This window comes from Actinoplanes sp. NPDC026623 (assembly GCF_040638275.1).
Classification (GTDB): Bacteria; Actinomycetota; Actinomycetes; order Mycobacteriales; family Micromonosporaceae; genus Actinoplanes.
Genome location: NZ_JBEZXZ010000237.1, coordinates 1 through 12,806 on the forward strand (window position 1 = coordinate 1; position 12,806 = coordinate 12,806).

The 12,806-nt window shown below is 73.0% G+C and carries 9 protein-coding genes; 4 read left to right on the top strand and 5 right to left on the bottom strand.

Annotated elements, in window-relative coordinates; all coding sequences use genetic code 11:
• Nucleotides 1–63: 63 nt before the first annotated feature.
• Nucleotides 64–1,182 (bottom strand): glycosyl hydrolase 53 family protein, encoded by a 1,119-nt coding sequence (locus AB0F10_RS39640; RefSeq protein ID WP_360637817.1) that lies wholly within the window; start codon nt 1,180–1,182, stop codon nt 64–66.
• Between the two features lie 228 nt (nt 1,183–1,410).
• On the opposite strand from AB0F10_RS39640, the gene AB0F10_RS39645 reads away from it, so the two are divergent.
• Entirely contained in the window at nt 1,411–2,112 is a 702-nt protein-coding gene (locus AB0F10_RS39645) for a GH12 family glycosyl hydrolase domain-containing protein (RefSeq protein WP_360637820.1), read from the top strand.
• Here the strand turns inward: AB0F10_RS39645 and AB0F10_RS39650 are convergent.
• On the bottom strand, nt 2,102–4,159 hold the full coding sequence (locus AB0F10_RS39650; RefSeq protein WP_360637823.1) for a beta-galactosidase: 2,058 nt from the start codon (nt 4,157–4,159) through the stop codon (nt 2,102–2,104). The two genes, AB0F10_RS39645 and AB0F10_RS39650, sit on opposite strands and share 11 nt — an antisense overlap.
• Before the next feature lie 44 nt (nt 4,160–4,203).
• Between AB0F10_RS39650 and AB0F10_RS39655 the strand changes: the two genes are divergently transcribed.
• Complete coding sequence (locus AB0F10_RS39655) at nt 4,204–6,390, top strand: glycosyl hydrolase family 95 catalytic domain-containing protein (RefSeq protein ID WP_360637826.1); 2,187 nt, start codon at nt 4,204–4,206, stop codon at nt 6,388–6,390.
• Here the strand turns inward: AB0F10_RS39655 and AB0F10_RS39660 are convergent.
• The 3 genes from AB0F10_RS39660 to AB0F10_RS39670 form a co-directional block, all read right to left on the bottom strand.
• Entirely contained in the window at nt 6,380–7,291 is a 912-nt protein-coding gene (locus AB0F10_RS39660; RefSeq protein WP_360637829.1) for a carbohydrate ABC transporter permease, read from the bottom strand. The two genes, AB0F10_RS39655 and AB0F10_RS39660, sit on opposite strands and share 11 nt — an antisense overlap.
• Nucleotides 7,288–8,169 carry an ABC transporter permease subunit gene (locus tag AB0F10_RS39665; RefSeq protein ID WP_360637841.1) on the bottom strand — a complete coding sequence of 294 codons (882 nt, stop codon included), beginning with the start codon at nt 8,167–8,169 and terminating at the stop codon, nt 7,288–7,290. The genes AB0F10_RS39660 and AB0F10_RS39665 overlap by 4 nt, the downstream gene beginning before the upstream one ends.
• 143 nt (nt 8,170–8,312) lie before the next feature.
• A complete protein-coding gene (locus AB0F10_RS39670; RefSeq protein WP_360637832.1) occupies nt 8,313–9,989 on the bottom strand; it encodes an extracellular solute-binding protein in 1,677 nt (558 codons plus the stop codon).
• Nucleotides 9,990–10,223: 234 nt separating this feature from the next.
• Here AB0F10_RS39670 and AB0F10_RS39675 point away from each other — a divergent pair, with 234 nt between their 5' ends.
• Entirely contained in the window at nt 10,224–11,396 is a 1,173-nt protein-coding gene (locus tag AB0F10_RS39675) for an ROK family transcriptional regulator (RefSeq protein ID WP_360637835.1), read from the top strand.
• A gap of 161 nt (nt 11,397–11,557) precedes the next feature.
• On the top strand, nt 11,558–12,806 hold a 1,249-nt coding region (locus AB0F10_RS39680), incomplete at its 3' end, for a glycoside hydrolase family 3 N-terminal domain-containing protein (protein ID WP_360637838.1).

Genomic DNA, 12,806 nt, shown 5'->3' on the forward strand with positions numbered 1-12,806 from the left:
CGCCGTCGCCTGCCGGCCCGCCGGCCCGCCCCCCCTCGGGTGCGCGGCCGGTCCGGGTGCCGTTCAGCTGATCCATTTCACCGCGCCGTTGAAGACGTTCGTCCAGTTGAAGACGGCCATGTTGTCCCAGCCGTCGCCGGAGGACGCGATGTTCGCCGGGTCCCAGCCGTTGCCGGGCACCGCGGTCCAGGTCGGCTCCCAGTAGAAGACGCCGACGGCGCCGCCCGCCTTGGCCGCGTTCTGCACCGCCGTGAACGCCGCGCCCTGCCCGTTCCAGGTCGCCGCGTACCCGGAGCAGGCCGTGTTGATGCTGTTGCCGGTGCCGTCCGCGTTGTTCAGGGTGAACGGCGCGGCGGTCTCGGCCAGGATCGCCGGCTTGCCGTAGCGGGAGATCATGTCCGCGACGACCGAGGTCATGTTGGCCATCGTGCCGTGCCAGTTGCAGTAGTAGGACAGCGCGGTGACGTCCCAGGCGACGCCCCTGGCCCGGATCCCGTCGTAGAACCAGCGGGCGTGCGCGTCGCTGTCGGAGTTGGCGGTGTGTATGACGACCTGGGTCGAGGAGTTGCAGGCCTTGGTGGCGTTGTAGCCGGCCTTGAGCAGCAGGCTCAGGTCGGTGAAGTCGTTGTTGACCACCTTGCCGTCGTTCCACAGCATGCCGACGTTGATCTCGTTGCCGATCTGCACGCTGTCCGGCGTCGTGCCCTGCGCCTTGAGGCTGTTGCAGACGCCGTAGGTGTAGTCGTAGACGTCCGTGGTCAGCGCGGAGATGCCGTGGCTCGACCACGCCGCCGGCTTCGCCTGCTTCCCCGGGTCGGCCCAGGTGTCGGAGTAGTGGAAGTCGACAAGCAGCTTGAAGCCCTTGGCCTTGACCGTCTTCGCGTACGCCAGCACCTTGGCGGCGTTGTTGTAACCGCTGCGCGGGTTGTTCCAGACCCGCAGCCGGACGTAGTTGACCCCGGCGGACTTGAGGATGTCGAGCGGGTCGGCGACGGCGCCCGCGGCCGTGTAGTACTTCGCGCCGAGCTCCACGGCCCGCTGGAGCGTGGAGACGTCGGCGCCGCGCATGGACAGCGTGGACGCCTGCGCTTCGGAGGGCACCGCCACGGCCGCGGCTCCCGCGGCGACGACGAGGACGGCGCCGACCGCGCCGATCCGCTTACGGATTTCACGAGGGAACATGCGCGACCGCCTGTCGATCGATTCGGCTCGATGCTGGGAGCGCTCACAGTAGACGGACGTTCACCGCGAAGTAAAGATGTTGCGTGTAAGTTAAAGTTCCTGCTCAAACACGCCGATGCGGTCTGGGAGCGCTCACAGAACCAGCGTTTAACATCGACATTCGTCGTTTGACTTAGTTGGGCATTCAAACTAACTTCTCCTCGTGCACCCCTTCGTGAAGGAGAGCTCATGAGACGTTCACCGCGGGTGATCGCCGCCATGTGCGCGGCCGCGCTGGTCACCGCCGCCCTGGCGCTGGTCGCGGCGCCCGCCCGGGCCGCGGTCTGGTCCTCGACGGACCGGTGGGGCACCTGGTCCAGCAACGGATACACGCTCTACAACAACGTCTGGGGCTCGGGCTACGGTCCACAGACGATCTGGGCCAACTCGGCCTCGAACTGGGGCGTGTGGGCGAACCACCCGAACACCGGCGGCATCAAGGCCTACCCCAACGCCACCCGTTACCTCGGCAAGCGGGTCAGCGCGCTCGGCACCACCACGAGCAGCTTCAACGTCACCGTGCCCACCAGCGGCGCCGCCTTCACCACCGCGTACGACATCTGGTCGTCCGACAACGCGCACGAGATCATGCTGTGGATGAACAGGTACGGCGCGGTCGGCCCGCTCGGCAGCCTGCAGACGACCGCCTCGGTCGGCGGGCACACCTGGGCCGTCTACCGCGGCTCGAACGGCGCCAACCAGGTCTACTCGTTCGTGCGGACCGGCAACACCAGCGCCGGCACCGTCGACATCAGGGCGATCGCCCAGTGGATCCGGGCCCGGGGCTGGTTCGGCGACGTGACCATCGGCAACGTCCAGCTAGGCTACGAGATCACCTCGTCGTCCGGCGGCCGGGACTTCATCACCAACTCGTTCTCGGTCACCGGCTGAAGCCCGGCGCCGCGGTCGGCAACTCCTGGACGACCGCGGCGCCGCCCGCCGTAAGCCTGAGCGTGCCGGCCACGGCCGCCCCGCTCAGCAGGTCGACCCCGGCGGCCGGCACGTCGTGGGCGGCGCCGGTGTGGTTCAGCAGGAACAGCCAGGACCTCGCGCCGTCGTGCCGCCGGACCGCCTCCACGCCGCACGGCAGGTCGCCGCATTCCGGGCCGGCGCCCGCCGACGCCGCCACCGCGCCGAGCAGGCGGGCGTAGCCGTCCGCGTCGAGACGGGTCGACACATACCAGGCCACTCCGTCGCCCACGGCGTGCCGGGTGATCGCGGGCCGGCCGTCGAGCACGCCGCCGGCATAGCGGGCGACGGCCTCCGCCCCGGCGAGGTGCACGGTCTCGCTCCACAGCTCGCCGCCCATAACCGAGCGTCGCGGTTCGCCGTCCACAGCCGGGCATCGCGGGCCGCCGCCCGCGTCCGTGTGGAGTGCGACGCGATCGTCCGGGGCGAGGGGGTGGAACTCCTCCACCCGGACCCCGAGCAGGTCGCGCAGCGCGCCGGGGTAGCCGCCGGTCCGGACCCTGCCGCACTCGTCGGCGACGCCGCTGAGGAACGTCGCGACGAGCCGGCCGCCCGCGGCCACCCAAGACCGCAGGGCCCCGGCCTGATCGTCCGACATCAGATAGTGCCCCGGCAGCACGATCATCGCGTACGCGTCGAGCCCGCCCAGCGTGCCGATGACGTCGGCGACGACGCCCCGCCGCCACAGCGCGCCGTGAGCGTGCCGCGCCTCGCCGAGGTGGTCGAGCCGCGACGACGGCAGGCCCGGCGCCTGCAACGCCCACGCCGACGGCTCGTCGTAGGCGACCGCCACCCGGGCCCGCACCGCGCCAGCCGCGCACTCCGCGATCCGATCCAGTTGCCCGCCCAGCGCGACCGCCTCCCGGAACACCCGGCTGTCCGGCCCGGCGTGCGGCACCAGCGCCGAGTGGAAGAGCTCGGCCCCGCCGCGCGGCGCCCGCCACTGGAAGAACAGCGCACCCTGCGAGCCCCGGGCGATCGCCGCGAGGCTCTGCCGCGCCATCCGGCCCGGCTCCTTGGTGTGCATCCGGTCGGCCGTGTAGATCAGGTTCGGCGCCGTCTCCATCAGCAGCCAGCCAGGGCCGCCGGCGCTGTGCCGGGCCCAGCCGCGGGCCAGGTCCGCGGCGAAGGCCGCCTCCTGCTCCGCGCCGGCACCCGGGTCGCCCGGGTAGTGGTCGATGGCGACCAGGTCCACCTCGCGCGCCCAGCGGGCGTGGTCAACCGGCACCCAGCCACCCAGCACGAAGTTCGTGGTGACCGGCACGCCGGGGGTCGCGGCCCGCAGCACGTCGCGCTGCGCGGTGTACGCCGCGAGCAGCTCGTCGGAGGTGAAGCGCCGGAAGTCCAGCACCTGGGCGGGGTTCGGCAGGTAGCGGGTCGCGCGGGGCGGCTGGATCTGCGCCCAGTCTCCGTACCCCTGGCTCCAGAACGCGGTGGTCCAGGCGTCGTTGAGCGCGTCGAGGCCGCCGTAGCGGGCGCGCAGCCAGCCGCGGAACGCCTCGGCGGCGAGGTCGCAGTGGCAGGTGGAGCTGTACTCGTTGTGCACGTGCCACATCGCGAGGGCGGGATGGCCGCGGTAGCGGCCGGCGAGCGCGGTCGCGATCCGCAGGGCGGCCGCGCGGTACGCCGGCGCGCTCCCGCAGTAGGTGTCGCGGCTGCCGTGGCTGAGCCGCACGCCCTCGGCGGTGACCGGCAGCGCCTCGGGGTGCGCGAGGCCGAACCACGGCGGTGGCTGCGCGGTCGGTGTGGCAAGGGCGACCGAGATCCCGTTGCCCGCGAGGCGATCGAGCACGTCGTCGAGCCACCCGAACTCGTACTCGCCGGGTGCGGGCTCCAGCCTGGACCAGGCGAACACCCCGACGGTGGCCAGGTTCACCCGGGCCCGCCGCATCAGCTCGACGTCCTGCGCCAGCACCTCCTCGGGCCACTGCTCCGGGTTGTAGTCACCGCCGTACAGCAGCCGCGGCATCCCGCTCCTTGTAGTTTGTTGGGAATCCAGCCAAACTAGGGCCGGTGCGGGACGCTGTCAATTGGGAGCAGGCGCTGGTGACCGGCAACGGCCGGCAAGGCGCCCTGTGCTGGGGTGGCCCGGACGCGATCCGGCTGACCGTCTCCCACGAACGGCTCTTCCTGCCGACGGGTCCGCCGCTGGACGCGCCGGACACGGCCGCCATCCTGCCCCGGCTGCGCGAGCTGCTCGACCGGGGGCGGTACGCCGAGGCCGCCGAGGCGGTCTGCGAGCAGGCGGCGGCCGGCGAGCCCCGGTACGCGGAGACGGTCTGGATCGATCCCCTGGTCGGCGCCGCGACACTCACCGTGCGGCCGGGGTCGGGGCCGGCCCGGCGGCCGGGCGCCGGCTCGTGGGACGTCGATCTCGGCTCCGGGCTGGTCGAGCACCGCTGGGCGGGCGGCGAGCTGCGGGTCTTCGCCTCCCGGCCGGCGGACGCGATAGTGGTGCGGCTGTCGGCGCCCGGCGGCTTCCGCGGGACCCTGAACCTGGGCCTGATCGAGGGCACCCCGCCGATCCCGGTGACCGGCCGCCTCGCGGTCGGCGCGGACGGCCTCACGCTGTCCGTCGGGTACGGCGCGGCCGAGGCCGGCCACCGGGTGCGCTGCCGGGTGCTGTCCGGCGACGTCGACGGGTGCGAGGTGCGCTCCGATGCCGTGCTCGCCATCCGCACGCTGCTGCCCGGCGACGCCGATCCCGCCGTACCGGAGGACTTCGAGGCCCTGCTGGCCGCGCACCGCGCCGTGCACGGCGAGCTGATGGGCCGGGTAAGGGTGGATCTCGGCGCCGGCCGCGCCGCGCGGGCGGCGCCCACCACCGCGCTGATGGCCGCGCCGGTCGGGCCGGCGCTGGTCGAGCGGCTGTTCGACGCCGGCCGGTACGCGATCGTCAGCAGCACCGGCGACCTGCCGCCGACCCTGCAGGGCGTGTGGAGCGGCACCTGGACGCCGGCCTGGTCCAGCGGTTACACGCTCGACGGCAACCTGCCGGCCGCGGTCGCCGCGCTGCTGCCGACCGGCACGCCGGAGCTGCTGCTGCCGGTCTTCGACCTGCTCGAGTCCGTCCGCGACGACCTGCGCCACAACGCCCACCGGCTCTACGGCGCCCGCGGCCTGCTGACCCCGCTGCACCTGTCGGCGCACGGGCGGCAGAACCACTTCGGCCCGCGCTGGTGCCAGACGTTCTGGACGGCCGGCGCGGCCTGGATGAGCCGGCTCTACTTCGACTACTGGCGCTACACCGGGGACCGCGACTTCCTGCGGCACCGGGCGTGGCCGTTCCTGCGCGAGTCCGCCGAGTTCTACCTCGACTTCGTCCAGATCCGCGACGGCACGGCGAGGTTCAGCCCGTCGTACTCCCCCGAGAACGCCCCGGCCGGCACCGGCTCGCAGGCCTGCGTCGACGCGACCATGGACGTGGCGGTCGTCCGCGACCTGCTGACGAACCTGCTGCGGGCCGCCGCCGAGCTGAACCTGGCGGACCCGGACGCGCCGCGCTGGCGGGCGCTGCTCGGCGCGCTGCCCGGATACCGGGTCGCGGGCGGCCTGCTCGCCGAGTGGTGCCACCCGGACCTGGACGACCAGCCGGCACACCGGCACGCGTCACACCTCTGGCCGCTGTGGTACGAGCCGGACCCGCTCATCACCGGCGACGCCCGGCTGCGCGCGGCGGCGATGGCGACCGTGCGCAGCCGGCTGGCGTGGTGGCTGGGCGCGGAGGCGGACGAGATGGCGTACGGGCTGGCACAGCTCGGGCTGGCCGCGGCCGCGCTCGGCATGGCCGACGAGGCGTACGCGACGGTGGAGCGGATGGCGGGCCGCTACTGGCGCCCGAGCCTGGTGCCGACGCACAACCGCGACGCGATCTTCAACGTGGACATCGCGGGCGGCCTGCCGGCGGTCGTCGCGGCGATGCTGCTGCGCTCGGCGCACGGCCGGCTGGACCTGCTGCCGGCGCTGCCGGCGCGGTGGCCGAGGGGGCGGGTGACGGGGCTGGCGGCCCGCGACGCCGTGCTGCTCTCCGAGCTTTCCTGGGCACCGGACCGGGTGGAGGCGGTGCTGACGGCCCGGCGCGACGTGCGGCTGACGGTGGGCGCCCCGCCCGGGATGCTGATCGGCGGCGCCCCGTCGCCACCGGTGGAGCTGACGGCCGGGCGGCCGCACCGGGTGCGGGCCGTCCGGGTCAGCCCTTGACCGCACCCACGATGACGCCGCGGGTGAAGTGGCGCTGGATGAAGGGGTAGACCAGCGCGATCGGCAGCACGGTCACCACCACCACGGCCATCTTGATGGCGAGCGCCGGCGGCAGCGCGACGCTGACCGTGCCCGAGGTCTGCGGCGCCTGCCCGGCCAGGATGTAGCCCTGCAGGACCCGCTGGATCGGGAACTTCTCGTTGTCGTCGATGTAGAGCAGCGCGTTGAACCAGGTGTTCCAGTAGCCGACCGCGTAGAAGAGCCCGACCACCGCGATCACCGCCTTGGACAGCGGCAGCACGATCTGCCACAGGATCCGGAACTCCCCCGCGCCGTCGATCCGGGCGCTGTCGAGCAGCTCGCCCGGGATGTTCTGGAAGAAGGCGCGGACCACCACCAGGTTGAAGACGCTGACCGCGCTCGGCAGGATCAGCGCCCAGAGGCTGTCCTTGAGGCCGAGCCCGGTGACGACCAGGTACTGCGGCACCAGCCCGGGGTAGATCAGGAAGGTCAGCAGGAAGTAGAAGAGCAGCCCGCGCTGCAGGAGCGACCCCGGCCGGGACAGCCCGTACGCCGCCAGCACGGTCACCACCAGGCTCAGCGCCGTGCCGGCCACCGTGACCAGCGTGCTCACCAGCAGCGCCTTGCTGATCTGACCACCCGAAAAGATGATCGCGTACGCGGAGAGGTCCAGCTTGCGCGGCACCACGACCAGCCCGCCGGCGTCGTTGATGGACTCCCGCGACGACACGCTGGTCAGCAGCACCACCCAGAGCGGCACCAGCACGGCGAGTACGACGAGCGTGAGCACGGTGCCCTTGGCGGCCCGCGTCGCGACGCCGGGCTCCTCCTCCCAGGCCGGCCGGGCCGGATGCCGGCGGCGGGGCGTCATCGTGGTCATGTGCGCGAGTACACCCCCCGCTCGCCCAGGAGGTGGGCGAGCTTGTTGGCGGCGAGGATCAGCACCAGCCCGACCAGGGCCTTGAAGAGGCCGGCGGCCGCGCCGAAGCCGTAGTCGCCGGTGGCGATGGCGTGGTGGTAGACGAACGTGTCGAGCACCTCGGCGGCCTGCCGGCCGACCGCGTCGCGCTGCAGCAGGAACTGCTCGAAGCCGACCGACAGCGCGTCGCCGAGCCGCAGGATCAGCAGCAGCACGATGACCGGCCGCAGCGCGGGCAGGGTGATGTGCCACAGCCGGCGCCCGCGGCCGGCGCCGTCGACGGCCGACGCCTCGTACAGGTTGGGGTCGACCGCCGCGAGCGCGGCGAGGAAGACGATGGTGCCCCAGCCGAGGTCCTTCCAGACCGACTCCGCGGTGACCAGGACGATGAAGGTGTGCGGGTTGGTCATGATCGCAGGCGGCGTGATCCCGGCGTCGCGCAGTTCCTGGGAGAGCAGCCCGGCGCCGCCGAGCATCTGCACGAAGAACGTCACCACCAGCACCCAGCTGAAGAAGTGCGGCAGGTAGACGACGGTCTGCACGAAGCCGCGCAGCCGGCCGGACATGATGCTGTCGAGCAGGATGGCCAGGGCGATCGGCAGCGGGAAGAAGAAGACCAGCTGGAAAGCCGTGATGGCCAGGGTGTTCCAGAAGGCGTCCCAGAACGCCGGGTCGGAGAAGAGCTCCCGGAAGTTCCCGAGGCCGATGAACGGGCTGGCGACCAGCGCAGACAGGGCGCCGTCGCCGAGGTAGGGGTTGTAGTCCTGGAAGGCGACCACGTTGCCGAGGGCCGGCAGGTAGTGGAAGACCGCCAGGAGCAGGACGCCCGGCGCGACCATGACCAGCAGCGGCCAGTCGCGCCGCAGCCGGGCGCGCAGCGGCGAGCGCCGCCGCCGGAACGGCACCGGCCGGACCGGCGGCGGGGGTTCGTCCGGTGCCGGGGTATCCGCCGGGGGTGCCGGGTCGGCGGCGATCACCTCGCTCATCGACCGGAGTCGGCCAGCGCCGAGGCGAGCAGCTGGCGGGCCTCGTCACCGCCCGCGGCACGCCACTCCTTGACCACCACGTCGATGTCGCTCGCGGGGCGCCGGCCCCGGACGATGTCGGTCATCTTGTCCTCGGTCGGCTGCATGCCGGCCTTGTACTTCGCCGGCATCTCGAACTTCAGGCCCAGCCACGGGTCCTTCTCGAGGTTCTTCACGGTCTCGTTCGAGTACGCGAGCAGCTGCGACACGTACTGCGGCGTCTGCGGGTACGGCTGCACGACGGGGCTGCGGCCGCTGATGAAGAAGTACTGGTTCTGGATCTCCTTGAAGCCGAGCTCGGTCTTGACCGGGCCGTCGGCGCCGCGGGTGTGGTGCTTGCCGGCCACGCCGTACTCGCGCAGGTCGAACTCGGCCGTGCCGAACGGCGCGGAGCACCAGTTGATGATCCGCAGGATCTCCTCCACCCGCGCCTTGCCGAGCCCCTTCTTGATGAACGTGTAGGAGATCGGCTCGTCGTCGCCCCAGGCCAGCGGGCTGCCGCCGGTGGCGGAGAAGAGCGGGACCGGCTGCACCTCGAAGCCGGGCGTCACCTTCTGCTGCTCGGCCTGCATCGGCTGCCACATGCCGATGCCGTCCTGATGGAACATGACCTTGCCGCTCTTCAGCAGCTGCTGCGCGTCGGCGCCCTTGCTGGCCACGATGTCCGGGTGCACCAGGCCGGCCTTGTAGAGCCGGCTCATGAACTCGGCGGCGGCCTTGTACTCCGGCGTCTCGTACTTGAACTCGGGGGTGCCGTCGGCCTTGAGCCGCCAGCCGTCCTTGGAGCCGGGCACCTTGTAGAACATCTGCACCATCGCGAAGATGTCGGTGAAGGCCCAGACGCCCTTGCCCGGGTCGGTGGCCTTCCTGCCGGCCTCGTACAGCTCCTCGATGGTCGCCGGCACGGCGATCCCGGCCTTGGTGAGCAGGTCCTTGCGGTAGAACAGCGCCCACGGGAACGGGCCGTCGGTCGGGTTCGGCACCGACATCAGCCGCTCGTTCCAGCAGGAGTGGCGCCACGCCCCGGCGGGGAAGGTGCCGAGCATCGGATAAGCCGCCACCGCGGCACCGGACAGGTACGGCGTGAGGTCCTCGAAGTTGGCCCGCACCGCGTCGCCGAAGCGGGCCAGCTTGGACACCTCCCAGCCCGGCACGCAGAGCAGGTCCGGCACGTCGCGGGCGCCGAGGACCGCGCCCAGCTTCTCCGCGTAGGTGAGGCCGTCCTGCGTGCTGAACTCCACCGGGGTGCCGAGCTCGGCGTTGACCGCGGTCAGGTAGGCGTTGCTGGCGCCGGCGGGCGGCGCGGGTCCCCAGACCGGGGTCATCGCCCGGATGGCCGGGCCGCCGGTGCCCGGCTTGCCGGCGACGGCGTCGACGAGCTGGGCCGGGAACCTGGTGTAGCCGTCGGCGACCGGGCGGGTGCCGAGGATGTCCGGCTTGGGGACGCTGACGGCGAGCGGTCGCTGCTCGGGCAGGACGGCGGCGAGCTTGTCCAGCTCCTGGGTGGTGCCGCCGCGGGTGGCCTTGTCGCCGCAGCCGGCGAGCACCCCGCCTCCGGCCACTGCGGCGGCGCCCAGGCCGAGCAGGCTCAGAAAGGTCCGGCGATCGGCGGACGGACCCGGAGGTGTCGTCACGGCGTGCTCCTCATAAACGGTCGACGGGACCGACTGCTTCCCGCTAGAGTTTGTTTGGCTTGTAGCCAAACAAACTAGCCGACGGTGGTGGAGGCCCACAAGACATGACCGTGCCCGCGCAACGTGGTACGGCATGATGGACGGGCCAGCCCGGGGACGCCGGCGGCGGGAGGCAGGACTGACGTGATCGGTACGCGCGGCATGACGCAGCCGGCGGACTTGTCCGACGTGAGAATGACGAATCTGGCGGTGGTACTCAGGTACGTACGCACCCACGCGCCGTGCTCGCGGGCGGACATCGCCGCGTCCACGGGGCTCAACAAGGCGACGGTCTCCAGCCTGGTCGCCGACCTGCTGGAGCGGCAGCTGCTGCGCGACACCGGCCTGGCGGAGAACCGGATCGGCCGCCCCGCGGCGATGCTGACCCTGCAGAGCCGCCCGTACGCGGCGGTGGGCCTCGAGGTCGCCGCCGACCATCTCGCGGTGGTGGCCGTCGACCTCACCGGGGAGCGGCTGCTGACCTGGCGCCGGGCGTACCCGGGGCTGGACGGCGCGCCCGGCCGGGCCGAGGCCGCGATCGCGGCCCTCGCCGGGCGGGTGGTCGCGAAGATGACCGGGCAGCAGCGCCGGGTGCTCGGGCTGACCGTCGCGGTGCCGGGCCTGGTCGGCGCCGACGGCGGCGTCCGGTTCCCGGCCCATCTCGGCCGGCCCGACCTGGACCTCGGCGCCGCCCTCGAACGCGGCCTGCGCCGCCCGGACTACCGGGTGGTGGTCGACAACGCCGCCAACCTGGCCGCCCTGGCGGAATACCGGGCCGGCGCCGAGGCCGACACGCCCGACCTGATCAGCCTCGTCGGCGGCACCGGCGTGGACGCCGGGATCATCTCCGAGGGGCGGCTGCTGCGCGGCGGGCGCGGCTTCGCCGGGCAGGCGGGTCACCTGCAGGTCGACTGCGACGGCCCGGCCTGCCGGTGCGGGCGGCGCGGCTGCCTGGAGGCGGTCGCGGGGCTGCCGGCCCTGGTGCGCCGGGCGCTGCCCGACACCGAGGCGGACGGCCCGATCACCGACTACGCGCCCGAGCTCGAGCGGATCATCGCGCTGGCCCGCGCGGGCGACGCCCGGGTCACCGAGGTCCTGGCCGAGACCGGCCGGCTGCTGGGCCGCGGCGTCTCGACGCTCGCCGAGCTGCTGGACCCGAGCGTCGTCGTGCTCGGCGGCACGTTCGCGACGCTGGCGCCCTGGCTGCTGCCCGCGGTGGAGGCGGAGGTGAAGTCCCGCACGGCCGCGCCCGGCGAGCCCGGCTTCCGGGTCGCGGTCTCCGCCCTGGCCGCGGACGCCGCGGCGACGGGCGGCGCGATGCTGGCCCTGGACCGCCTGGAGGCCGGGTACCTGCCCGCGCCCGCCTGAGCGGACATCGATGAATCTAAGTGTTTCTCTTGACCGGGATCGATGCAGGGTGTCAACCTCGAAGGGCTCCGCCGTAACGCGTGCGTAACGCACCCGGCGGAGCCTTTTCGGCCTCGTCATCGAAGCGCTTCGACTGTACCGCCGTCAGGAGAGCACCCGCCATGAACGACACGGCCCGCCGCACCTTCGAGGACCCCGGCGCGCCGCTGCCCGACCGGGTGGCGGACCTGCTCAACCGGCTGACCCTGGCCGAGAAGGTGGGCCTGCTGCACCAGCACCAGGCCGCGGTGCCCCGCCTCGGCGTCGGGCCGTTCCGCACCGGCACCGAGGCGCTGCACGGCGTCGCCTGGCTCGGCGAGGCCACCGTCTTCCCGCAATCGGTCGGCCTCGGCAGCACCTGGGACCCGGACCTGCTGCGCCGGATCGGCGCGGCGGTCGGCGACGAGGTGCGCGGGCTGCACCACAAGGACCCCGTGCGGACCGGGCTCAACGTCTGGGCGCCGGTGGTCAACCCGCTGCGCGATCCGCGCTGGGGGCGCAACGAGGAGGGCTACTCCGAGGACCCGTGGCTCACCGGGGTGCTCGGCACCGCGTACGCGGCCGGCCTGCGCGGCGACCATCCCCGCTACCTGCGGACCGCGCCGACGCTCAAGCACTTCCTCGGCTACAACAACGAGACAGACCGGCACCTGACCTCCAGCGACCTGCCGCCGCGGGTGCTGCACGAGTACGAACTGCCCGCGTTCCGCGCGCCGATCGCCGCCGGTGCCGCCGTCGCGGTCATGGCGTCCTACAACCTGGTCAACGGCCGGCCCGCCCACCTGAGCCCGCTGCTCGCCGCCGAGCTGCGCGGGTGGACCGACGACGACGTGCTGGTGGTCGGCGACGCCGGCGCCTGCACGAACCTGGCCGGCGACCAGCGCTACCTGCCCGACCACGCCTCCGGCTTCGCCGCGGCACTGCGGGCCGGGGTGGACTGCTTCACCGAGGATCCGCACACCACCGTCGGCCTGCTGCACGAGGCCCTCGATCGCGGGCTGCTCACCGAGTCCGACGTGGACACCGCGGTCCGGCACAACCTGGCGATCCGGTTCCGGCTCGGCGAGTTCGACCCGGCCGAGCTCAACCCGTACGCGGCGACCACCGCAGACGTCGTCAACCGCACCGAGCACCAGCGGCTCGCCCGGGAGGCGGCGCGCGCCGCGATCGTGCTGCTGAAGAACGGCGACGGCCTGCTGCCGCTGGACGCGCCGCGTACGGTCGCCGTGATCGGCCCGCTCGGCGACACCGTCGCGGCGGACTGGTACAGCGGGAGCCTGCCGTACGCGGTCACCGTCCGCGCCGGGCTCGCCGGCCGGCTCGGCGCGGACGCCGTGCGCGGCGTCGAGGGCGCCGACCGGGTCCGGCTGC